We start from the raw sequence: 23,365 nt of genomic DNA on the forward strand, positions 1-23,365 counted from the left end.
TAATTTTTTTACGGCAATGTTTTTTTGTATATTTTTGTAAAAAAAATGAAATTATGCTAACAAAATTTAAAGTATCAAATTTTAAAAGTTTTAACGAAGACTTTATTTTTGATTTAAGCGAAACAAACGCATATAATTTTAATAGCGAATGTGTCAAAAATGGAATTGTAAATAATGCCTTGATTTATGGACACAATGGAGTAGGAAAATCTAATCTAGCATTTGCTATTTTTGATATAATTGAGCATTTGACAGATAGAGAAACTAATAATACGGAATATTCTGTATATCTTAATGCTTATAATAAATCTGAAACTGCTCATTTTTATTATGAGTTTTTAATAAATTCTTGTAAAGTTGTTTATGAGTATAAAAAAATTAATCATAAAACAATTCTGTATGAGAAATTTTTAATCAATGATAAAGAATTTGCATTTCTTGATCGAAAGAAAAAGGATAATGCAATTATTAAATTTAAAGGCGCGGAATCTTTAAAAACGGAACTTACAAATAGTAATTTATCTTTATTAAAATATATTAAAAACAATACGGAACTAGATAAAAACAATGACAATAAAACCTTTAGTCTTTTCTTTAAATTTATTGAAGGAATGTTATTTTTTAGATCATTACAATCTAATTTTTATTTAGGGATTGAAGTTGGAAAAAAAGGAGTCGTCGAAGATATAATTGAGAAAAAAAACATCACCGATTTGGAGCGCTTTTTAAATGAAGCAGGTATTGAATGTAAATTAAAAGTTATTGATTCAACAGATAAAAAAACTTTAGCATTTGATTTTAATGGAAAAGCAATTCCTTTTTTTAACATTGCTTCTCAAGGCACAAGAGCTTTAGTAATGTTTTACTTTTGGTTTCAAAGAATTAAAGAAAAATCTAAAGTTTCATTTCTTTTTATTGATGAGTTTGATGCTTTTTATCACCATGAATTATCTGCTTTAATTGTTAAAGAACTAAAGAAAAGCGGAGTCCAATTTATTTTGACAACCCATAACACATCTATAATCACAAATGATTTATTAAGACCAGACTGCTATTTTTTGATGACTAAAGAATCTATAAAATCTTTAGCAAAAAGTACTTCAAAGGAATTAAGAGAAGCTCATAATATTGAGAAAATGTATAAAGCAAATTCATTCAATGGCCAGTAATATATTGTTTGTATTTGAAGGTGCAAAAACAGAGAAATTAATTACGGATAACATCAAAAAAAATCTATTCAATGATGAAAATGTAATTATTCAATGTGCATTTTGTACAACTATTTATAATTTATATAAAAAAATCTCCCAAGATGAAGATTTGGATACTTTTGAAATTTTAAAAAATATCCCACATAATGCTGAAAATCTTTCCTCCTTCAACCGTAATGATTTTGCTGAAATATATATGTTCTTTGATTACGATGGACATACAACTTCTGCAAGTGACAAAAAATTAATTAAGTTACTAGATTTTTTCAATGAAGAGACCGAATTTGGCAAGCTGTTTATTAGCTACCCTATGGTTGAAGCTTTAAAACATTGTCATGACAAAATTGATTTTAAGGAATTGAAAGTAGAGGCAAAAAAAGAAATAAAATATAAAAAGAAAGTCAATAGAGAATGTGATAAAGATTTTATAAATATGCCTTTATATGATTTGAAAATATGGTTACATTTAATTGACTTACATTTAAAAAAAATGAATTACATTGTTGATGATAATTTTATTTTTCCAACGAAAAATTTTTCTCAAAATGATATTTTTTTTAAACAACTAGAAAAATATATAAATATCGATTCTACTGTAGCTGTTTTAAGTGCATTTCCAATTTTTTTGTTTGACTACTATGGCAATGAATATATTAGTAAATTGTTTTCTCAACATGAGTAAAACATAATTAAACAGCAAATTTATAAACTTTTAGATTCTGTTTAATTAGTCTCTTATGTGAATATCTTCTCAATCGCATTCAATTCATCTTGCGAAAATTCAGTTTTTTGAAGACAGTCAATATTATTACACAATTGTTTTACAGAGCTCGCTCCAATTAAAACAGACGTAATTCGTTTGTCTTTTTGTAACCAAGCCAAAGCCATTTGTGCCAAAGATTGATTTCTATTCTGAGCAATTTCATTCAGCTGAATTAATTTCTGAATTCTTTCCTTCGTCACCTCATCCTCTCTCAAATGCCCATTCGGATTATGAGCTCGTGAGTTTTCAGGAATTCCTTTTAAATATTTATCAGTTAGAAGTCCTTGTGCTAAAGGTGAAAAAGCAATACAACCTACTCCCTTTTCTTCCAGAACATCCAATAAGCCATTTTCAACCCAACGTTCCAACATGGAGTATTTTGCTTGATGAATCAAACACGGCGTTCCCAATTGTTTTAAAACATCGACCGCAACTCTGGTTTGTTCAGCAGAATAATTACTGATTCCAACATACAAAGCTCTTCCGCTTCTAACAGCGTGATCTAAAGCCATCATCGTTTCTTCAATCGGCGTTTCTGGATCTGGGCGATGTGAGTAAAAAATATCAACATAATCAATGCTCATTCGTTTCAAACTCTGATCTAAACTAGAAAGCAGATATTTTCTTGAGCCCCAATCTCCATAAGGACCTTTCCACATGGTATAACCTGCTTTAGTAGAAATTACGATTTCATCACGAAGATTTCCCTGAAAATTATGCCATAAGATTTTACCAAAATTTTCCTCAGCAGAACCTGGAACTGGCCCATAATTATTCGCCAAATCAAAATGGGTAATTCCTTTATCAAAAGCTTCAATAGCAATGCTTTCTGCATTTTCAAAATTATCAACCGAACCGAAATTATGCCATAATCCTAAAGAAATTTCAGGAAGCAGCAAACCGCTTTTTCCACATCTGTTATATTTCATGTTTTTAATTTAAAAGTTGGAGTTATAATAGATTTTAAAGGTAAAAAAAACTCCCCCAGATTTAACAGATTTAGGAGATAAAAAATCTGCCGAATCTGCTAAATCTGCGAGAGAAAATTAAAATCTAATTCTTTTTAAACGAAATCGTGTAGTTTTTTCAGTTTGAAAGAAAAATAAATATAAAAAATACCACTTGCGATGAAAGCAAAAGCAGTCCAATATACTATTGAAAGTCCAGCAAAAATAGGATTCCATAATAATAAAAATGAGAACAACACTCCCAAAATTCCTAATCCTAAAAGATTTTTCCAATCTGGAACAGAATAGCTTTTTAAATTAAAAGCCATAAAAATAGCCATTACAGAACGAAACAAAATAGCCAATCCAACATAAAGCGGCAAAAGTGTTACTGAAACTAACGGATTAGCAATTAAAACTATTCCAACACCTAAACCTATAATTCCTGATACCAGTGTCCAGCCCCAATTGTCTATTTTTTTTCTGTTTGAAAGTGCAAAAATAATTTCGAAAATTCCGCTGACCAGAAACGACACACTAAATAAAAATGCCAATGTTAAATATGCTTTTACAGGTGTGGCAAAAGACCAAAATCCGATGATTACAAAAAGTATTCCCACTAATAACGGAATGTACCAATAATCAATTGCTGCTTTCACTTTTTTAAATAAAGAATGTTCCATAATACTATTTTAAAATCTTGCCTACTCTATAAAGTTTTCAGCTTACCTTGAATTGCCAATTAAAAAACATTTAAATGGCTGTCTATCAAAGATAAGACAAAAGCGTAAACCAAAATATTTTTCCTACAATAAAATACTTACATGTAAATTTTTATCATGGCATCTATTAAAAATCCAATTCATTTTTAATTTTGTAAATTTGTTTAAATTCTTAAATTATGAATAATAACTGGCAAAATTTAATTTCAATAAATCCTGATATAAGATTTGGTAAACCTGTAATCACGGGAACTAGAATTTGTGTTTCAGATATTCTTTCATGGCTATCAACAGGAATGTCTTCTGAAGAAATTATTGAAGATTTCCCTGAATTAAATAAAGAACATATTCTTGCAGCTTTAGCTTTTGCGGCCAATAGAGAAAACATTACCAAAATAGTCGCAGCATAATGAAACTGCTCTTAGACGCCAATATTTCTTGGAGAATAACCAAACTTATTGAAAGTAGTTTTCCTACTTGTCTCCATTCTAAAGATATTCCAGTAAATCAACCCGCAAAAGATTTGGAAATTTGGGAGTATGCTAAAAAAAATAATTTTACCATACTTACACATGATGATGATTTTGAAAAATTATTACTTCTAAAAGGTGTTCCTCCAAAAGTGATTATTTTAAAAACTTTCAATAAAAACACTAAAGAACTTTCGGAACTCTTAATTTCAAAAAAGGAAATTATAGAATCATTTATTCTAAACGACGAATTAATGATTTTAGAAATATATTAAAAATATATCGCCACGAACTCACGAATTATAAATCAATTAATTCGTGAATTCGTGGCGAAAAAACTATGAACCTTTGTCACTTTGCTTCTTTGAACCTCAAAAAAGCTACTCTTTAATTTCAAAACCGCCCATTAAACCATTATCAGAGCTTCCTCCAACCATGATTTTAAACGTTCCCGGTTCAACTAAATAATTTCCTTCATTATCATAAAACCCAAGTTCCTCATCGGTTAAAGTAAAGTTTATCGTTTTAGTTTCACCCTTTTTCAGATTAACCAATTCAAAACCTTTCAATTCTTTTATTGGACGAACGATACTTGCAAATTCATCATGAATATATAACTGAACTACTTCTTTTCCATCATAATTTCCTGAATTTGTAACCTCAACGCTTATCTCAACTTTTTCACCTTTTGCGAAAGCCATCTTATTTAATTTCAAGTTTTTATAATCGAATTTTGTATAACTCAATCCAAAACCGAAAGGAAATTGAGGCGTTTTTTCCACATCCATATAATGTGACCAGAAAACATTTTTATCGCTGTCAATTGGCCTTCCTGTACTGTATTTGTTGTAATAAATTGGCACCTGACCTACATTTCTCGGAAACGACATTGGCAGTTTTCCACTCGGATTATAATCTCCGTATAAAACCTGAGCAATCGCATTTCCAGCCTGCGTTCCCAAATGCCAAGCCTCAACAATAGCTGGAACATTCTCTGCAGCCCACGGAATACTCAACGGACGACCATTATTTAAAACCAAAACCACATTCGGGTTTACTTTGTAGATTTCTTCTAGCAATTCTTGCTGTAAACCTGGCAGATTCAAATCAGTTCTACTTCTCCCTTCACCGCTTTGAAAACCGTATTCACCTAAAACCAATACCACAACATCGGCATTTTTTGCTGCTTTTTTAGCCGCTTCAAATCCGCTTTTGTCAGTTGTATTGAAAACGGTTTCCGTTAAGAAAGTTGCTTTTTGTTTTAGTAAATCAGCACCTTTTTCAAAAGTCAGCTGATTGCCTTTATATTGTTGCATTCCTTCTAAAACCGAAACTGCAGTATCGTCAGAAGCCGCAATTCTCCAGCTTCCCAACGGACTATTTTTATCATTTGCCAAAGCGCCAATCAAAGCAATTTTCTGTCCAGATTTCTTTAGCGGAAGCAAATTCTTTTCGTTCTTCAATAAAACGATAGATTTTTTCGCCATATCCAAAACGCCTTCATTGTTGGCTTTACTTCCAACGACTTCTTTTTCGCGTTTTTCATCACAATATCTGTACGGATCATCAAATAAACCCAATTCAAATTTCACACGCAAAATTCTTCGAACTGCATCATCAACCAAAGATTCTTTTACTTTTCCAGATTTTACCAAATCGACCAATTTTGCCACATATAAATACGATTCCATATCCATATCAGAACCTGCAATCACCGCTTTTGCAGTCGCATCGGCTTCGTCTTTTGCATAACCGTGAGCGATCATTTCACGAATTGAAGCATAATCAGAAATCACAAATCCGTCAAACTTCCATTTCCCTTTTAAGATATCTCTTTGCAAAAAAGCGTTCCCAGTCGCAGGAACACCATTCAAAGTATTAAACGAATTCATAAACGTACGAACTCCAGCCTCAACCGTTGCTTCAAAAGGAGGCAAAACTGAATTGTACAATTTCGAATTACTAATGTCTACAATATTATATTCCAATCCCGCTTCAACATAACCATAAGCTGCAAAATGTTTCGCACAAGCCGCGATCGTATTTACTTTAGCCAAATCAGCTATAGTTTCTCCTTGAAAACCCTTAACTCGTGCATATCCAATTTTACTTCCTAAGTATGGATCTTCTCCTGAACCTTCCATCACACGTCCCCAACGCGCATCATTTGCCACATCAACATTTGGTCCGAAAGTCCAATTAATTCCAGATGCCGAAGCTTCATCTGCTGCAATCGCCGCCGATTTTTTAATTGCTTCTAAATCCCAACTTGCCGCTTCTGCCAACGGAATCGGACTTAACGTTTTATAACCATGTATTACATCAAAACCAATAATTAATGGAATTCCTAATCGGGTTTCTTCCACCGCAATTTTCTGCACGGCACGAACTTCTTTCACACCACGAACCGTCAGCATCGATCCGACTAAACCTTTTCTTAAATGTTCGTATTTTAATTCGGCTGTTCCGCCTTTTGGTGCAGGTCCAGTAACATCCCAAAAACCATTGTACTGGTTCATTTGCCCTACTTTCTCCTCCAAGGTCATCATTGGCAAAAGCAAATCAATTCTTTGCTCTATTGTTTTGTTTTTATCCAGATATGTTTTTTTCTGTGCATTCATATTTCCAACAGTAAACAGGGAAAAAATCCCAATGGTTATTATTTTTTTATTTTTCATATGTGGTTTAGTTAGTTTTTTTCTAAGGTTCTGAGACGCTAAGATTCTAAGTTTTTATATTTTGGCGTGCCCCGCTGAAAAAAGCGGGTCGGGCTTTCGGCTTTATCTTTTGTTCCGTTTCTCTTCACAAAAGGCTCTATCCCTCACGCAAATCGTTTTCAAAAGAACGTTTCGATTATCTTATCATCCTGAGGAACGAAGAATCACAGTAGAAGCTGTGCATCGAATTCCGCTAATCTTTGTCGAGTTACATATGTGATCCTTCGTTCCTCAGGATGACAAACTTTGTGTCTCACTTTGCAGGGTTTCGACTTCGCTCAGCCTGACAAAGCAGATCAAAAATCTAAAAACTACCTTCTAAAATCTAAAATTCAGTCGTAAAACAAGATGCAGGCAAATTCGCTTTATTAAACAAATCTGACTGAATCGTATTTCCCCATGCAAATCTCACTTTTGCTGGAGAAGCCACTTTTTTGCTTGTCAAAACCACTTCGTTATTTTCAATTGAAGCCTCGGCAGGATAAAAAATGCCATCTGCTCCTGCCATTTCAAACTGATTCGATTTTTTGTCTTTAAAGTGTAATCCGTTTGCGTAATCAAAAGAAACGATTACTTTATTCTTATCTATTTTAATGGATTTAAAGAGCGGTCCATTAACTAAACTATTGTTGGTTTTATAAGTTTCAGCTAAAGCTAAATTGCCCAAACGAATTCCAACTGATTTTTTATTTTTTGGATGAATATCAATCGTATCTGAAATATCACTAATTACGACCATTCCCGTTTTTGAAACTTCTTTCAATAATTTTCTCTGCGAATCTCTAACCGTCACATTTGAAAAATTATTCTTTCCGGTTTTAAAAGGTGCAATCTGAACATAATAAAAAGGAAACTCATCTTTCCATTCCTTTCTCCAAGAAGTAATTAACGCTCCCAGAGTTTTATCATAAACTAGGGAACCAACATTAGATTCTCCTTGATACCAAAGCGTTCCCGCAATTTTAAATCCTATAATTGGATAAATCATGGCATTGTAAGCTCTTCCAGGCTGTCTTGGTCCGTATTCTTGTTCATTTAGTTTTTTAGCATTTTCCAATAAAATTGGGTCGTTATTTACAACTTCTGCTGACATCCAGATTTCAGCAGGAGTTCCGCCCCAGTTCGAGGAAATTAATCCGATTGGAACATTTTTTAAATCTTCGCGAAGGCGTTTGGCAAAAAAATAACCAATGGCACTAAAATATTTCATCGTCTCTGGAGTCGATTCTGTCCAATTTCCCAGTAAATTATTCTGCGGATTTTCAGCTGTCAATTTAGGAACCGTAAAAAATCGAATGTTTGGATTTGTGGCATTTTTCATTTCTTCTTCGCCATCGTCAATTCCCCAGCTCACCGACATTTCCATATTCGATTGTCCAGAACAAAGCCAGACTTCGCCAATTAAAATGTTTTTTAAAACCACTTCATTGTAGCCTTTTATCGAAATTGTGAACGGTCCGCCCGCTTCAGGAGTTTTAATTGTCAATTCCCATTTTGCCTGATTATTGGCAACGGTTTTATATTCCTGATTATTCCAGCTAGAAATTAGTTTGATTTCTTCTTTTGGATTTGCCCAACCCCAAATTTTCACTTCAGAGTTGCGCTGTAAAACCATATTATCACCAAAAATATTCGGAAGTGAAACGTTTGCCATCATAGTACTGGAAATCAATAGAAAGAAAACAAACTTAAAAATATTATTTTTCATTTAGCAACTTCTTTAAAAATGGGCCATATTCCTCTGCCAAAACCTTATGATCAGCTACATCTGGATGACCTGAACATCCGTTTGGCGTCATTGGTTTGAACTTGAAAATCTGAATTGATTTGTGTGATTTATCATCCGCGAAAGCGTTTTTAACTTTATTCAAACAATCCTCAAAAATAACTGCTCTTTCTCCGCCAACCATCGGACTGTTTGTAATGACAATCTGTGCATTCGGATTGTGTTTATAAAGCATTTTGATGAAGTTGATATAATTAGAAACATATTTTTCTGCATTAAAAGGAAGACGTTCTTTTTTGCCATCTCCGCCAGAAAAATCATTTGTTCCTAAAGCAATGCTGATAATATCGGGCTGAAAAGTAAAATCATATTTAGGTTTTGAAGCTTCTTTTGTTAAATATAAATTTGGATAAACATCTGGCATTATCGCTTCGTCTTTGTGCTCATCATTCCAGTTTCTGTACATTCCGATTCCTGAAACACAGCTCATTAAATAGTCAACATCGATTGCTCTTGAAAGTGTTGGTCCATACGCATAATAACCATTATGATGATCCATATATTCACCTTTATCACAAGAAACATCAGACGGATCACTCGCCGCGCCACAGGTAATAGAATCTCCAATGAATTCGATTTTCTTTTTCTTTTGAAACGAAATCGAAGTCACTTTTGCCGTTGTTCCAGCAAATAAAATATTGCCACTTTGGGCTTCTGTATTTTTGTAGATTTCTAATCGATGCTCTTTTTGATTTGAAGTCACTTTGATTGGAAAAGACTTAACTGCTCCTTTTTCAATTCTAATTTTTCCAATATATTTTCCGTCCAAAACCAACTGAACATAATTATGATGTTCTTCAACGCTTTGAAGAGAAATCGAGCATTCATTTCCCAGAAAATTAAACGAAACTGAAGAAGCTGTACCTATTAAAATGGCTTGATCATTCTGAAGTTTATCGATTCGACCTTGATACAAGAAAGTTTTACTTGAATTTTGAGTTTGCGAAGTCGAAACAACCGAAATCAGCAAAAACGAAATTAAAACAGCTATTTTTTTGGGAAACATAGTTTATTTGTTAAAATATAAATACGATTCACAAATATATTGGAAAGAGATTATCCAAAAAGATACTAAAATGTCAAAAAGTAATAAAAAAACACCACATAAACCCATCATTTGGGTAATTACAGATGTTAATTCTTACATTTCTAAAAAGAAACTTACAATTTAGATTTATCTTTGTCGTTTTATACTTTTACAATCCGTCAAAAATGAAAGCCCTGACCTTAATTTCTCTATTGTTTTTTATCACTCTTTCTTCTTTCAATTTAAAAAAAGAAAAAAGGCAAATTGAAAACAATCCATCTCAAACCGAAATCAATCGTGACTCTATAATTGCTTATGCCAAACAATATCTAGGAACGCCTTATGTTTACGCCAGCAGCAATCCGCAAAAAGGATTTGACTGTTCGGGTTTTGTGAGTTATGTATTTAAAAATTTTGGAATGACACTTCCAAGAAGTTCCAGCGGTTACAAAAATTTAGGCCAAGCTCTAAAACCAGAAGAATTTAAAGTGGGGGATGTTTTAGTTTTCTACGGATATAAAAACCGGAATGTCGTTGGTCATGTTGGGATAATCTGTGAAGCCAACGGAATGCAGTCAAAATTCATTCATGCTTCTTCAGGGAAAGCACAGCAGGTAACTATAACAGCTCTTGATACAGAACATTACACCAAACGCTTTTATAAATGTGTTGATGTTTTAGCGAAATAAGTTTTGCCACAGATTAAAAGGATTAAAAAGATTCTAAAATCTGTGCTAATCTTTTTAATCTGTGGCCTAAATTTTTCTTATACTAATTAAACCGAATTTTATATTAATGCCAATTTTGGAATTTGGATTTTTTGAAATTGGAATTTAAAGTTTTATTCTTCAGTTAAGAGTTTAATCATACTTTCATCTCTTCCGTAAATATCTTTATAGAAATTTAAATTGCCTTGTCGATCAACCCAAGCAGTAAAATATCCGATATAAACTGGAACTTTTTTCTTAAGCGTGTACCAACTTTCTTTTCCAGCATGCATAGCTTTATCAATTCTCTCAGGATTCCATTGCGGATCGACTTTTAATAATTCAATTGCCAATTCACGAGGTTTTGCTACACGTACGCAACCGTGGCTAAAAGCTCTGCTTTCTCTTTCAAACAAACTTTTTGAAGGCGTATCGTGCAAATAAATATTACTCGAATTAGGAAATAAAAATTTCACCAATCCTAAAGAATTATTTTTTCCGGGAAGCTGACGAACAGCGCCATTATTCCATTCAAGATTTTTCTTTTGCAGATAGTTTTTATCCTTTGCCATTCCAGGCTTAATTTCCGATTTGATGATACTTGGCGGCACATTCCAATACGGACTGAAAACAATATTGCTCATCATTCCGCTGAAAATAACAGTTTTTGTCATTGCCCTTCCCACAACAACTGGCGATACAAAAGCAATTTTACCATCCTCAACTATATACAATCTAAATTCAGGAATATTAACTTCTATATACTTCTGCCCTTTTTCTAATTCCGGATCTATCCAGCGGCAGCGCTCCATATTGACAATAATCGTTTTGATACGATCTGAAACAGGAATATTCAAATCGTTTATATGTTCCAGAAGAATCGTGTTCTTTGCAGTATAACCATGACGCAATTCGTAGTTTTTCATGGCTTTGATCAAAGTCGTATCACAAATAGCACTTTTATTGTCCTCTTCAATATCTTTAGTAACGAAAAGCCTTTCTCTAATTTGTGCTACAACAGCAGAAGAATCCCCAACTTTTAGGCTTTTATAGTCTTCATCTGTTTCAATAATTTTCCAGCCACCATTTTTCTCAATTTCTCTATACTGTTTCAGAGCATCGCGCAGTTTATAATACTGACTGAACATCTTTTTTTTCTTATCATCCAAAATGGTTGATTTTTTAAAGATAGAATCTGAGAGTACTTGGTAATTCAGTTTTTTACGAGGTAAAAGCCATTCTAAAGAAACTACTGTCTTTTCGTCAAAACCGCCCACTTTTTCACCATAATAATAGTATAAATTAGAAAGTATTAGGTCGGTATCTTCTTTTGAAAGTTTGGTGTTTGCATTATTATCAAAAACAGAATTTAACTGTTCATTATAAGGATAATTAGCTTTTAATCCTTCTTGACCTAAATTTTTGTATTGATTGAAAAGTGTATTGGCAAATTCGACAATTCCTTTATTATCCTGCCACAATTGAGTCGACTTATTTTTTTGATATAAAGAAGTCACATCATTTTTAAACTTGTCCAGTTTCGGATAATTTTCATAAAACTTCGCAATGCGCATACTGTCGATCGTAAGTTTTAATTCAGGGACTTTTTCAACCGTTTTTATCGAGTTTTCCTCTTTTTTATCAGCTTTCGAATTACACGAAAAAACAGCAAAAAAAACAATAGCAATAATAGGCGTATACCAGATTTTCATAACTCAAAATTTTTGATTAAAAGTAGAAAAAAATCTATTAAAACAAAGAACTCAATGTTAAATCTTAAACCTTATTTTTTTGAAGTTTAAGCGGTTAATAAAATAAAAAGCTCCAAACAATTTGCATGTCTGGAGCTTTCGCCATATAACCAACCTATTAAAATTCTAATTAAATAACAGTACCTTTTAAAGTAAGTACTTTTGGTGTTGTTTCTGCACTAGTTGTTACAGTAACCGTTTTTGTAAAAGCGCCTTTGTTTGCAGCATTGTAAGTTGCAGTAACTTTTCCAGATTTACCAGCCTGAATTGGCTCTTTTGTGTAATCTGTTGCTGTACATCCGCAAGAACCTTGTACGTTTGTGATTACTACAGCCGTTTTTCCTGTGTTTTTAAATTCGTAAACAATTGCTTTTGGAGTTCCTTGCGGAATTTGTCCAACATCAATTGTTTCTGCTTTCCAAGCAATTGTAGAGCCTGCAGTTGCTGAAATTTCAGTTTCTGAAACTAAAGATTGTACTGGAGCAATTGCTGAAAAAGACATTAGGCCTAAAGCCAAAGCTAACATCGAAATTTTGATCATTTTCATAACTGATATATTTAAAATGGTTTATAGTTCATTTTTGATATTACAAAGGTAATTCAGACAAATTCAAGTCGCTGTTAACTGGTTTCAAACGTTTGTTAATGACTTGTTAACCGCCTGTTTTTAGGCCAAAATTGATTAATATTACACTCTCAAAATCCTTTATTCTTGAAAATTAATAAACTCAACAGCATCATTATCTTAGGATTAGTCGCTATCATCAGTATTTTGGTAGCGCAATTACTATGGACGAAAGAGGCTTTTACAATAGAACAAAAAAAGCTGAGCCAAAAGGCTCATATTGCCTTACTGGAAGTAGCTAAAAAATTATACGAAGGAACCAATCACGAATTGCCAGTTCAGAATCCTGTTCAAAAAATTGCAAACGATTATTATATCGTAAATGTGGATAATGAATTTGAACCCGATATTTTAGAATTTTATCTGAAAACGGAATTCAAAAAAATGAATATCACCACCGATTTTGAATATGCAATGTACAATTGCCAAAGCGACGAAATGATTTATGGTGATTACATTTCACTTTATAAGAAAAAAGCAGAATGCAAAAAGACTGTTTATTTCCCTAAACATAAAAATCTGGTTTATTATTTCGCCGTGCGTTTTCCAAACGAAACGACTTATCTTTTTAGTTCGATGCGATTTTGGTTCGTCCTTTCAACCGCATTGATTCTGATTCTACTTATTTATGTTTACTCGATTTTTACTCTTTTGCAGCATAAAAAATATTCAGAATTGCAACGTGATTTCATTAATAATATGACGCATGAATTTAAAACACCTTTGGCTTCTATTCTAATTGCGTCAAAATATCTAATTGAACAAAAGCCAATTAAAGAAGACAAAAAACTGTTTACTTATACCGACATTATTATCAATCAGGGAAATAAATTAAATAGTCATATTGAAAAAATTCTAAATATTGCAAAGTCTGATTATGCTCCTTTAGAACTTAAAAAGGAAAATATTTTAATAGTTCCGATTATTGAAGAAGCCATAGAAAACATCAAACTAAAATATCCTGAAGCTTCTATTACAATTGAAACTCTTTCAAGAGATTATTTAATTGAGACAGATACTTTTCATTTTGCAAATTTAGTTTACAATCTTTTGGATAATGCAATAAAATACTGCAATGAAAAGCCAGAAGTTACGATAAAAATTGTCGAAAATAATAACTGTTTAAAATTGGAGTTTATTGATAACGGAATTGGAATTAATCCTAAGAAAATATCTTTTATCTTTGATAAGTTTTACCGCGTTCAAAACGAAAAAAGCAACGAGGTGAACGGATTTGGACTTGGTTTATACTATGTAAAAGAAATCTGCAGTCTGCAAAACTGGAAAATAAAAGCCGAAAATAATTCAGAAAAAGGTGTTACCTTAACTTTATCAATTCCTTACAAAAAATGAGAAATTTCAAAATACTATATGCCGAAGATGATGAAACCTTAGCGTTTTTAACCAAAGACAATTTGGAGCAAAACCGTTATGAAGTAATTCATTGTTCTGATGGAAAATCGGCACTGAAAATTTTTGAGGAAGAAGAATTCGATATTTGCATTTTTGATATTATGATGCCAAAAATGGACGGTTTTGAACTTGCCGAAGCCGTTCGAAAAATAGATCAAGATGTTCCAATTATTTTTCTTTCGGCTAAAACTTTAAAAGAAGATCGAATAAAAGGTCTTCGTTTAGGTGCCGATGATTATTTGGTAAAACCTTTTAGCATTGAGGAATTACTTCTCAAAATTGAAATTTTCTTAAAACGTTCACAGAAAAATATTCCAGTTGTAAAAACGATTTATGAAGTTGGAAAATATCAGTTTGACACCAAAAATTTCATTCTTTTCAATGATGAAGAAAAAGTTGGTTTAACACAGCGTGAAGCCGAATTATTGAAACTTTTTCTAGACCATAAAAATTCCGTTTTGAAAAGAGAACAAATCTTAACTTCTTTGTGGGGAACTGATGACTATTTTATGGGAAGAAGTTTGGATGTTTTTATTTCGCGACTGCGTAAAATCTTGGCAAACGAACAAGGAATTTCGATAGAAAACCTTCATGGAATTGGGTTTAGATTTTCTATTGGGTAAAATCATTACTGAGTTCTATAAACGAACATTTTGTCATTCCGACGAAGGAGGAATCTCCGCGATAATATTCCACAAAGCTATTCCATTCTTTGGCGAGCTACTTACGGGGATTCCTCCTTCCTCGGAATGACATACAGAACTTAAATACTTTAAATCAACTACAGTAACCGCAAAGTTTTGTCATTCCGACGAAGGAGGAATCTCCGCGATAATATTCCACAAAGCTATTCCAATCTTTGGCGAGCTTCTTACGGAGATTCCTCCTTCGTCGGAATGACATACTAGACTTGAGAGACTTTGGCTTCAAATTAATACTCCAAAAATTCCAATTCAGGATTTATAGTTTTAATTAAATCAATTTTCTTCTCTCTCCTCCATCCTTTAATTTCTTTCTCCCTGGCAATCGCTTCTTGAATCCAAGTAAATTTTTCGTAATAAAGTAAGAACTCGACATTGTATTTTGAAACAAAAGTTTTATTGTTCAATAAAATATTCTCTTTATGCTTTATTAATCTTTTTTTTAAATTATTAGTAACTCCAACATAAAAAACGGATTTTGCTTTATTTGTCAAAATATAAATGAAATACGTATGAAAACCTTCTTGTAAATGCATAAATTTAAATAATAACAATACTACTAAAAATAAAGAAAAATCTGTAAATTAATTTTAGAAAAACTTTGTATTTTTAATATCTAATTTTCTTGGATATGAAATTACATCATTTGCGAAATGCCTCTTTGGTAATTGAAACAGAAAAGCATGTCATTTTAGTTGACCCAATGTTAGGTAAAAGAAAAACAATTCCACCTTTTACTATTTTCAGATATAAACCAAAACGAAATCCGCTTGTGGCATTGCCAAAAAACAGCCGAGATATCTTGAGCCGTGTAACACATTGTTTGATTACACATTTACATCCAGATCATATTGACAAAGCAGGTGAAGTTTTTTTAAGAAGAAAAAGCATTCCTGTTATCTGCAGTTCTAAAGATGAAAAAGCTCTTGTGCAACGAGGGCTTAGCGTAATTCAAACTTTGGAATATTGGGAACCTCAAAAATTTCTAGACGGAAAAATTACAGGAATTCCAGCAAGACACGGTTACGGATTTGTTGCTAAATTAATGGGAAATGTAATGGGCTTTCTTATCGAACTGGCAGATCAAAAATCTATTTATATCAGTTCAGACACTATTTTTACAGAGCATGTAGAAAAAGTTTTAACGCAATTTAAACCCGACATTTCGATTGTAGCCTGCGGAACCGCAAGATTAGATTTCGGTCAGCCTCTATTAATGAGAATGGATGACATTTTAAAGTTCGTCACACTTGCGCCAGGAAAAGTTCTTGCGAATCATTTAGAAGCTTTAAACCATTGTCCAACGACACGTTTACAGTTAAGAACTGCTCTTTCAGATCATGGCCTTTTAAACAAGACTTCTATTCCGAATGATGGAGAATGTATTGAATATTAAAGCACCAATAATCCGAATTCACGTAAAGTATTTATTGGTTTAGAATACCAAAACAATTCGAAATCTTCTAATTCGGTTTCAAAATCATTTTTGACTTCTTGAAAAGTATAATTTTTAGAACCAGAAACAGCTATTTTTGATAAAATTGAAGTCAGCCACTCGCCTTCTTCTTTATTGGTTTGGATATCAAAACTTTCTTTTTTATCATGAAAAGTGAGCGACATCATCTCCCAACTTCTTCCTTTTTTAGATTTTGTAAAGACTTCCGCAGTAGGTTTTCCTCCAATCCAAACCACTTTTGCATTTGGTTTTGTATTGAAATCGTTTTGTTCTTCTAATGCATTAAAAATAAAATCGGGATGGATTTTGGTTTTCGGAATTTTAAAATCAAACCACTCCTGAAGTTCATAATCAAAACAGATTCCATGCATGAAATTAAAAAGCGATTTCTTTAATCCGAAACTAAATTTGTCATGATTGATGCCCGTTGCATCGGTGTATTCAATATCATTATTCGCAAAAGTTCCAATCACTTCTGTTTTTTTGGTCACGCCAAATTGTTCCGGATATAATCCAACGGGACTATGTGCAGTTAAAGCAAATTGATGCCAAAATCCTGACTGTAAAACTCCCGCTTCAAACAACTGACGAACCATTTCTAAACTATCAACCGTTTCCTGAATGGTTTGTGTTGGATATCCATACATTAAATAGGCATGAACCATAATTCCTGCTTCAGTGAAATTTCGTGTTACTTTTGCAACTTGTTCAACAGTTACGCCTTTGTCAATTAATTTCAACAGTCTATCTGAAGCTACTTCTAAACCGCCTGAAACTGCAATACATCCAGAAGCTTTTAGCAATAAACATAGATCTTTTGAAAAACTTTTTTCAAAACGAATATTGGTCCACCATGTTACAGCGAGTTTTCTTTTTAAGATTTCAAGAGCCAAAGCACGCATTAAAGCTGGCGGCGCGGCTTCATCAACAAAATGAAATCCGTTTTGACCTGTTTGCTCGATTAATTCTTCGATTCTGTCGCATAAAAGACTTGCGGCAACAGGCTCATAAACTTTTATATAATCTAAAGAAATATCACAAAATGTACATTTTCCCCAATAACAACCATGCGCCATTGTGAGTTTATTCCAACGGCCATCGCTCCACATTCTATGCATCGGATTTACAATTTCGATAACCGAAATGTACTTATCCAAAGGCAAATCTGAATAATCTGGTGTTCCAACCTGAGATTGTTTGTAATCGTGTTTTAGAGAATTGTTTTTGTAGACTACTTCTCCATTTTCTAATAAAAAAGTTCTTTTGAAAGAATCAGAATCTGGATTTTCTAAATGAAAAATTAATTCTTCAATTGGAACTTCTCCATCATCTAAAGTGATAAAATCGAAAAATTCGAAAACACGTTTATCAGAAAGCGAGCGCAATTCGGTATTAGGAAAACCTCCACCCATCGAAATTTTAATCTCGGGATGATTTTGTTTTACCCATTGCGCAGAACGAAACGCGCTATATAAATTCCCTGGAAAAGGAACAGAAATTAAAAATAAAGTCGGTTTTACTGCTTCTATTTTAGCTTTTAATAACGAAATTAAAATCGAATCGATATAAGTTGGCTCTTGTTGAAGCGCTTCGTATAATTCGTCAAAAGAATTGGCACTTCTACCTAAACGTTCAGCATATCGACTGAAACCAAAATTTTCATCAACACATTCGACAATAAAATCTGAAATATCCTCAAGATATAAAGTTGCCAAATGTTTGGCTTTGTCCTGAGTTCCCATTGAACCAAATGCCCAATCCAACTCTTCTAATTGTGCAAAACGAGAAGCTTCGGGCAGAAAATCTTCCTGACAAATCTGTAAAGCCAAAGTTGGATTTTTTCCCTGCAAAAACTGAATTACAGGATCGATTGTTTTAATGTATTCGTCTTGAAGAGCAAAAATACGTTTGGAATTATCTGAGATTTCATTTCCAACAACTTCAAACTTGAAACCTGAAACTTGAAACAAACTTTCTAATCCTTTCTTCGAAAACAATTCCAAAATCACATCAATACCCAAATCAGCTTGAACCGATTCGATATTCTTCGTATTCAGAAAACCTTTTATATACGCCGTTGCCGGATACGGTGTATTCAGTTGTGTAAAAGGTGGCGTAATTACAAAGAGTTTCGTTTTCAAAAGGAATTATTTTTTTGCAAAAATACGTGTTATTTTGAGATTTTTATGGTAAAGATTTTATTCACTTGAGTTTTGATTTTTTAATATGGTTTTGTAGATATTTAATTACATTTGAAATGACTTAATTTTCTTTTATGAAACAAAAATTACTTTTCTTTTTTCTTTTTTATTCCTTTTTAATGCAAAGCCAATGTTTTGATTGCGCAAAAGTCTATGCAGGCTGGATTGGAGGTGCGGTTTTTGATTTAGAAAAAACAGACAATGCTGTATTCGTAACTATAGGAACACATCTCTCAGGCGCCAATAGAACCGATAGGCCAGGGCTTTACAAATATGATTTAAATTGCAATCTTCTTTGGAAAAAAGAATTTCCTAGTTATACAGCTGCCAATTATTTTTGTGTTGATGATCAGGGAAATTCGTATGTTTTAGTAAAAGAACTTTTAGGAGGAAATTACAACTCTGGGAGAGAGCCATTTGTTCTTGATGGTTTACAATTTTATTTTGGTGTTACGCTTTATAAGTTGTCTCCTAACGGAAATGTTGTATGGAATCGCAAAATTGGCACCATAAACAACTTAGCAAAAAACGTTTACTACAACAATGGCTACATTTATGTTACTGGCTCATTTAATAATTCTATCAATATCAATAATCAAATTTTATTAAGTGATAATGCTTATTATGGACGAGCTTTTGTAGCAAAATTTGATATTGCAGGAAATTTAATTGATGCTAAAAAATATGGATCAGATTCTGATGTTGTTAAGACTTCCGAAATCGATAAGAATGGAAATATCTATTTTGGTAAAATTGGATCAAACTATACTTCTTCCAGTATTTTCAAGGTGAATTCAAACTTAGAGATGGTATGGAGTAAAGAGATTTCTAACAATGGTAATATCCTTAATAAAACCGTTTATAGACCAACAATATTGCATTATAACCCAATAAATGACAAACTATATTTATGGGGATGTTTTGATCGAGATGTAAATGTTCTTGGAAATACCTTCAATACAAATTCTCCAAGAAATGATGTCACACAATCCATTTTAACAGAATTTAATCCTTCTAACGGAAATTTGGAGCGATTTAAACAAATTAACAACAATTCAATGCTTGAGTATCCTGGAGAAGCCAATCTTCGACCAAGTAGTTTAAACAAAGCATATATGGCTGGAAAAGGCAATGAATTGTTTGTTTTTACCAGTTTCTCTAATACAATGACTTTTCCTAATGCAAATATAACATCAAGGAATTTGGGGGAAGATCTCGTGCTCTTTAAAATGAATTTAGATAATTTTGAACCAGAGTATGTTCTAAAATCGACTGGTACAAACCATTATGCTAATAGCCTATCTCTAGATGCAGCGGGGCCAATTAAATTTGACAAAGATGATTTGTTTTTAACATCCAATTTTCAAAGTGAGCCCTTAATAATTAACAATTCAGTCATTTATGGTAATAGTGGTAATAATGAGGCAAATGGATTGCTTTATAAGCTAAAATCCAGCACATCTCCACCCAACAAAGGTGAAATTTTAGCCGAAAACACTTGTTTTAACAAAGCTGTTAATTTTAATGTTAAAGGTACATTTGATTCTATACTATGGAATTTTGATGACCCAAATTCAAACGCAAACAATACTGCAGCAATAAACAATCCTCAGCATCAATTTACCGCTATAGGAACATACACTGTTGCTGCGACAATAAAATGTGGTAGTGAAACCCAAACCATAACTAAGGAAATCACAATTACCAACAGCCCAAATGACTTTACCCTAAATCCTATTTATTCTTGCGAAGGAAATTCTGGATCAGGTATTTCAAATTCTTTTAACACCTCTGGAATACATGCAATTGTAATAGGAAATCAATCAGATTTAATTGTAGAATATACGAATCAAAGCGGAGTCTCTTTGCCAAGTCCGTTGCCAAATCCTTACACAAATACTGTAAAAAACGAAGAAATTATAACCGTAAAAAGTTATTTCAAAACAAATCCTTCTTGCTTTATTGAGAAAGATTTTAAGCTAATTATCATTAGTAAACCTCAAAATCCTACAGGTAATTCTCCACAGATTTTCTGTATGCAACAAAATGCAACTATAAATGACATTCAAATTACAGGACAAAATATAAAGTGGTACAGTGCGCAAACAGCGGGGACAATTTTGTCTAACATAACTCCTCTTCAAAATGGGGTAACTTATTATGCATCTCAAACTATAAACGGATGTGAAAGCGAAAGAGCAGCTGTTTTAATCAATATTCAGAATACACTAGCTCCAACAGGAAATGCAAATCAACCATTTTGCACAGGACAAAATCCAACGATTTTAAATATCGAAATTACAGGAACTTCAATAAAATGGTATGACTCTCCAAATAATGGTACTTTATTATCTGAAACAACAAATCTGCAAAACGGAAAAACATATTATGCATCACAAACAGAAAACAGTTGTGAAAGCCCAAGATTTGGAGTTACGGTTTCACTCGTAAATACTCCTTCTGTTCCATCTGGAAATCCAGAGCAATCTTTTTGTAAAAAAGAAAACAAAACCCTTAATGACATTCAAATAATGGGACAAAGCATCAAATGGTTTGATACCATGATGTCTGCATCAACATTACCCAATACCACTTTATTAGAAAACAACAGAACCTACTATGCTTCTCAAAAGATTGGTTGCGATAGTGACAGAATACCAATTCTTGTTCACGTTTATGATACTCCAATTCCAATAGGAAGTAAAAACCAACAATTTTGCATTGATGAATTAGCGACAATTGAAAATCTAAATATAGCAGGAACTGCACTCAAATGGTATGACGCTCCAATAAATGGAAACATTTTAAATGAGACAACTCTATTGAAAAACGGCACATATTATGTAACTCAAACCGCAAACAACTGCGAAAGCGAAAGATTGGCAATTACCGTAAAAATTCAAGATACACCAATTCCAATTGCCGATTCTCCACAGCAATTCTGTATTCAGAAAAGCTCAAAAATTAGCGATATTGAAATAAATGGTCAAAACATCAAATGGTATGAAAGCTCTTCTTCTACAAGTAATTTATCAGAATCAACCTCGTTAGAAAATGGAATTACCTATTATGCTTCTCAAACAGTAAGCACTTGTGAAAGTGATAGAATTCCTGTAACAATAAACATTTTAGAGGCTACAGCTGGAGATTGTATTCATTTGGTTAATGAACTTCCGTTTCTAAAATTCTTTACGCCAAATGGAGATGGTTTTAATGATACTTGGACAATCGATCCTGATTATTTGGCTCCTAATTCATCTATTAGAATATTCGATCGTTATGGAAGATTAATTAAAGAATTGGCATTAAACACTTCTTGGAATGGAACTTATCTGGGAAATCAACAACCTGCTTCAGACTATTGGTTTACCGTTACTAGAATAAACGGAACAGAATATAGAGGACATTTTTCTTTAAAGCGATAAAAACAAAATCGCAAAGATTTATACTGAAAAAAAAACTTCCAAGTATATAAATCTTTGCGATTCTATAATTTTATTTAATCTGCAACAGAACCCAACTTGAAATCTCTTCTAATGCTGTCGGAGATATTGTTTGCTCAATTGATGCATACTCTTTCGGCAATCCCGTTTTACATTCTTGAAATAAGTGATTTAAATTTGGTAATTCTTTAATTGTCACCTTTTTATTTCCTGCTTTCGTCAAAGCTTTATTAATATTCTGAAGATTAGCTTCTGCAGGAACTTGCAAATCTTTGCTTCCATTAATTGCCAAAACTGGGCATTTTACTTTTTCTAAATATGGTGCAGGATCAAGCTTTAAGAAATTATATATCCAAGGATTTGTAACTTCATAGGTGTAAGCATCTGCTCTTTTATCTTTTACACCAAGTTTAGATTCAAAAATATTCTTAACATCTTTCTTAAGTTTTTCGTCAACTGAAGAACTGGAAGTTATAAGTTCGTAAATCTCTTTATAAGTTTCCTGTCCTCTTTTTATTTCTTCTTCAGAAACTCCCATTTCTCTTTCTATCAATTCTTTTTGTAAGAGAAGCAATTTATCACCACGAATTCCTGTTCCAGCCATTAAAACAATAAATGCGATATCTTTAGAATTTCCAGCAACAATTGGCGCAATTACTCCCCCTTCACTATGCCCAATTAAACCAATTTTGTTTTTATTGATTTCTTTGCGAGTCTTCAAATAGTCAACCCCAGCCTGTACATCTTTTACAAAATCTGTAGTAGTTGCACTTTTAAAATCACCAGTAGACTCACCAAAACCACGATCGTCAAAACGTAAAACAGCTATTCCTTTTTTGGTAAGATAATCTGCTAAAACTAAAAATGGTTTATGCCCTAACATTTCTTCATCTCGATTTTGCGCACCGCTTCCAGAAATTAAAATAACTGCTGGAAAATTACCTTCTTTTTTAGGTAACGATAAAGTCCCTGCCAGAGTTACTTGATCTTTTTTATTCTCGAATTTTACATTTTCTGTATAATAAGGAAATGGCTGTTTTGGTTCCTGAGTTTTTGCGACTTCAATATTTCCTTTTGATAAATTAAGATCTAACGTATGTCCGTTTTGAGTTATTTTCCCAACAAAAATAGTATCAGCATTCAATTTTCCTTCATACGAACCACCTACAGCAGGAATATCTAATTTCAATACCGAATTTTCAAAAGTAGTAGATTTAACTGGAATTCCTTTCACATTTTGATCTGGACTATCTGTTGTAGAAGTATATCCGTTTTCTGTTTTAGTAAGATTAAAAACAACCTTTAATTGATTGTTTGGAAGTTTTAAAACACCATTCCATTGCCCCGAAATATCTTGAGCAAACGAATTAAAAAAGCTAAAAATTAGGAGTGCAAAAAGTATTATTTTTTTCATTTTGTGGTTTA

The 23,365-nt window shown here is 32.6% G+C and carries 19 protein-coding genes; 9 read left to right on the forward strand and 10 right to left on the reverse strand.

Features of this window, described 5'->3' with window-relative positions; genetic code table 11:
* The first annotated feature begins 53 nt into the window (after window positions 1-53).
* Window positions 54-1,169 (forward strand): AAA family ATPase, encoded by a 1,116-nt coding sequence (locus tag DMA14_RS22025; protein WP_111426624.1) that lies wholly within the window; start codon window positions 54-56, stop codon window positions 1,167-1,169.
* On the forward strand, window positions 1,159-1,893 hold the full coding sequence (locus DMA14_RS22030; RefSeq protein ID WP_111426625.1) for a hypothetical protein: 735 nt from the start codon (window positions 1,159-1,161) through the stop codon (window positions 1,891-1,893). Before DMA14_RS22025 ends, DMA14_RS22030 begins: the two co-directional genes overlap by 11 nt.
* A 53-nt stretch (window positions 1,894-1,946) precedes the next feature.
* Here the strand turns inward: DMA14_RS22030 and DMA14_RS22035 are convergent, their stop codons facing one another.
* A complete protein-coding gene (locus DMA14_RS22035; protein ID WP_111426626.1) occupies window positions 1,947-2,903 on the reverse strand; it encodes an aldo/keto reductase in 957 nt (318 codons plus the stop codon).
* Between the two features lie 134 nt (window positions 2,904-3,037).
* Entirely contained in the window at window positions 3,038-3,604 is a 567-nt protein-coding gene (locus tag DMA14_RS22040; protein ID WP_111426627.1) for an HdeD family acid-resistance protein, read from the reverse strand.
* 218 nt (window positions 3,605-3,822) lie between these two features.
* On the opposite strand from DMA14_RS22040, the gene DMA14_RS22045 reads away from it, so the two are divergent.
* Window positions 3,823-4,053 carry a DUF433 domain-containing protein gene (locus tag DMA14_RS22045; protein ID WP_111426628.1) on the forward strand — a complete coding sequence of 77 codons (231 nt, stop codon included), beginning with the start codon at window positions 3,823-3,825 and terminating at the stop codon, window positions 4,051-4,053.
* Window positions 4,053-4,388, forward strand: a complete 336-nt coding sequence (locus tag DMA14_RS22050; RefSeq protein ID WP_111426629.1) for a DUF5615 family PIN-like protein — start codon at window positions 4,053-4,055, stop codon at window positions 4,386-4,388. Before DMA14_RS22045 ends, DMA14_RS22050 begins: the two co-directional genes overlap by 1 nt.
* A 105-nt stretch (window positions 4,389-4,493) precedes the next feature.
* On the opposite strand, the gene bglX is transcribed toward DMA14_RS22050, so the two are convergent.
* The 3 genes from bglX to DMA14_RS22065 all read right to left on the reverse strand — a co-directional run bounded on the left by bglX (window position 4,494) and on the right by DMA14_RS22065 (window position 9,622).
* Window positions 4,494-6,791 (reverse strand): beta-glucosidase BglX, encoded by a 2,298-nt coding sequence (bglX, locus tag DMA14_RS22055; RefSeq protein ID WP_111426630.1) that lies wholly within the window; start codon window positions 6,789-6,791, stop codon window positions 4,494-4,496.
* Window positions 6,792-7,155: 364 nt separating this feature from the next.
* Window positions 7,156-8,538 carry a sialate O-acetylesterase gene (locus DMA14_RS22060; RefSeq protein WP_111426631.1) on the reverse strand — a complete coding sequence of 461 codons (1,383 nt, stop codon included), beginning with the start codon at window positions 8,536-8,538 and terminating at the stop codon, window positions 7,156-7,158.
* Window positions 8,528-9,622, reverse strand: a complete 1,095-nt coding sequence (locus DMA14_RS22065) for an SGNH/GDSL hydrolase family protein (protein ID WP_111426632.1) — start codon at window positions 9,620-9,622, stop codon at window positions 8,528-8,530. The genes DMA14_RS22060 and DMA14_RS22065 overlap by 11 nt, the downstream gene beginning before the upstream one ends.
* Before the next feature lie 206 nt (window positions 9,623-9,828).
* On the opposite strand from DMA14_RS22065, the gene DMA14_RS22070 reads away from it, so the two are divergent.
* A complete protein-coding gene (locus tag DMA14_RS22070; protein ID WP_111426633.1) occupies window positions 9,829-10,332 on the forward strand; it encodes a C40 family peptidase in 504 nt (167 codons plus the stop codon).
* Window positions 10,333-10,484: 152 nt separating this feature from the next.
* On the opposite strand, the gene DMA14_RS22075 is transcribed toward DMA14_RS22070, so the two are convergent.
* Window positions 10,485-12,062, reverse strand: a complete 1,578-nt coding sequence (locus tag DMA14_RS22075; protein WP_111426634.1) for a L,D-transpeptidase family protein — start codon at window positions 12,060-12,062, stop codon at window positions 10,485-10,487.
* Between the two features lie 169 nt (window positions 12,063-12,231).
* The gene (locus tag DMA14_RS22080) at window positions 12,232-12,648 is read right to left on the reverse strand and encodes a DUF1573 domain-containing protein (RefSeq protein WP_111426635.1); all 417 of its coding nucleotides are present in this window, start codon (window positions 12,646-12,648) and stop codon (window positions 12,232-12,234) included.
* Window positions 12,649-12,813: 165 nt separating this feature from the next.
* Between DMA14_RS22080 and DMA14_RS22085 the strand changes: the two genes are divergently transcribed.
* Entirely contained in the window at window positions 12,814-14,079 is a 1,266-nt protein-coding gene (locus DMA14_RS22085) for a sensor histidine kinase (protein WP_111426636.1), read from the forward strand.
* Window positions 14,076-14,762, forward strand: a complete 687-nt coding sequence (locus DMA14_RS22090; protein WP_111426637.1) for a response regulator transcription factor — start codon at window positions 14,076-14,078, stop codon at window positions 14,760-14,762. Before DMA14_RS22085 ends, DMA14_RS22090 begins: the two co-directional genes overlap by 4 nt.
* A 308-nt stretch (window positions 14,763-15,070) precedes the next feature.
* Here the strand turns inward: DMA14_RS22090 and DMA14_RS22095 are convergent, their stop codons facing one another.
* A complete protein-coding gene (locus DMA14_RS22095; protein ID WP_111426638.1) occupies window positions 15,071-15,376 on the reverse strand; it encodes a GIY-YIG nuclease family protein in 306 nt (101 codons plus the stop codon).
* Window positions 15,377-15,471: 95 nt separating this feature from the next.
* Between DMA14_RS22095 and DMA14_RS22100 the strand changes: the two genes are divergently transcribed.
* Window positions 15,472-16,236 carry an MBL fold metallo-hydrolase gene (locus tag DMA14_RS22100; RefSeq protein WP_111426639.1) on the forward strand — a complete coding sequence of 255 codons (765 nt, stop codon included), beginning with the start codon at window positions 15,472-15,474 and terminating at the stop codon, window positions 16,234-16,236.
* Here the strand turns inward: DMA14_RS22100 and DMA14_RS22105 are convergent.
* Window positions 16,233-18,437, reverse strand: a complete 2,205-nt coding sequence (locus DMA14_RS22105; RefSeq protein WP_111426640.1) for a B12-binding domain-containing radical SAM protein — start codon at window positions 18,435-18,437, stop codon at window positions 16,233-16,235. The two genes, DMA14_RS22100 and DMA14_RS22105, sit on opposite strands and share 4 nt — an antisense overlap.
* A gap of 134 nt (window positions 18,438-18,571) precedes the next feature.
* Between DMA14_RS22105 and DMA14_RS22110 the strand changes: the two genes are divergently transcribed.
* Window positions 18,572-21,922 carry a T9SS type B sorting domain-containing protein gene (locus DMA14_RS22110; RefSeq protein WP_111426641.1) on the forward strand — a complete coding sequence of 1,117 codons (3,351 nt, stop codon included), beginning with the start codon at window positions 18,572-18,574 and terminating at the stop codon, window positions 21,920-21,922.
* Between the two features lie 70 nt (window positions 21,923-21,992).
* On the opposite strand, the gene DMA14_RS22115 is transcribed toward DMA14_RS22110, so the two are convergent.
* Window positions 21,993-23,354 carry an alpha/beta hydrolase family protein gene (locus DMA14_RS22115; protein ID WP_111426642.1) on the reverse strand — a complete coding sequence of 454 codons (1,362 nt, stop codon included), beginning with the start codon at window positions 23,352-23,354 and terminating at the stop codon, window positions 21,993-21,995.
* Window positions 23,355-23,365 lie beyond the last annotated feature (11 nt).

This window comes from Flavobacterium sharifuzzamanii (assembly GCF_003254585.1).
In the GTDB taxonomy this organism is placed as follows: domain Bacteria; phylum Bacteroidota; class Bacteroidia; order Flavobacteriales; family Flavobacteriaceae; genus Flavobacterium; species Flavobacterium sharifuzzamanii.

Excerpts from the sequence above, each read along its gene's own strand:
- DMA14_RS22070 (WP_111426633.1), top strand. The coding sequence starts at position 9,829 with ATGAAAGCCCTGACCTTAATTTCTCTATTGTTTTTTATCACTCTTTCT.
- DMA14_RS22060 (WP_111426631.1), bottom strand. The coding sequence starts at position 8,538 with ATGAAAAATAATATTTTTAAGTTTGTTTTCTTTCTATTGATTTCCAGT.
- DMA14_RS22115 (WP_111426642.1), bottom strand. The coding sequence starts at position 23,354 with ATGAAAAAAATAATACTTTTTGCACTCCTAATTTTTAGCTTTTTTAAT.
- DMA14_RS22035 (WP_111426626.1), bottom strand. The coding sequence starts at position 2,903 with ATGAAATATAACAGATGTGGAAAAAGCGGTTTGCTGCTTCCTGAAATT.
- DMA14_RS22090 (WP_111426637.1), top strand. The coding sequence starts at position 14,076 with ATGAGAAATTTCAAAATACTATATGCCGAAGATGATGAAACCTTAGCG.
- DMA14_RS22030 (WP_111426625.1), top strand. The coding sequence starts at position 1,159 with ATGGCCAGTAATATATTGTTTGTATTTGAAGGTGCAAAAACAGAGAAA.
- DMA14_RS22110 (WP_111426641.1), top strand. The coding sequence starts at position 18,572 with ATGAAACAAAAATTACTTTTCTTTTTTCTTTTTTATTCCTTTTTAATG.
- DMA14_RS22025 (WP_111426624.1), top strand. The coding sequence starts at position 54 with ATGCTAACAAAATTTAAAGTATCAAATTTTAAAAGTTTTAACGAAGAC.
- DMA14_RS22040 (WP_111426627.1), bottom strand. The coding sequence starts at position 3,604 with ATGGAACATTCTTTATTTAAAAAAGTGAAAGCAGCAATTGATTATTGG.
- DMA14_RS22065 (WP_111426632.1), bottom strand. The coding sequence starts at position 9,622 with ATGTTTCCCAAAAAAATAGCTGTTTTAATTTCGTTTTTGCTGATTTCG.
- DMA14_RS22050 (WP_111426629.1), top strand. The coding sequence starts at position 4,053 with ATGAAACTGCTCTTAGACGCCAATATTTCTTGGAGAATAACCAAACTT.
- DMA14_RS22080 (WP_111426635.1), bottom strand. The coding sequence starts at position 12,648 with ATGAAAATGATCAAAATTTCGATGTTAGCTTTGGCTTTAGGCCTAATG.
- bglX (WP_111426630.1), bottom strand. The coding sequence starts at position 6,791 with ATGAAAAATAAAAAAATAATAACCATTGGGATTTTTTCCCTGTTTACT.
- DMA14_RS22045 (WP_111426628.1), top strand. The coding sequence starts at position 3,823 with ATGAATAATAACTGGCAAAATTTAATTTCAATAAATCCTGATATAAGA.
- DMA14_RS22075 (WP_111426634.1), bottom strand. The coding sequence starts at position 12,062 with ATGAAAATCTGGTATACGCCTATTATTGCTATTGTTTTTTTTGCTGTT.
- DMA14_RS22100 (WP_111426639.1), top strand. The coding sequence starts at position 15,472 with ATGAAATTACATCATTTGCGAAATGCCTCTTTGGTAATTGAAACAGAA.
- DMA14_RS22095 (WP_111426638.1), bottom strand. The coding sequence starts at position 15,376 with ATGCATTTACAAGAAGGTTTTCATACGTATTTCATTTATATTTTGACA.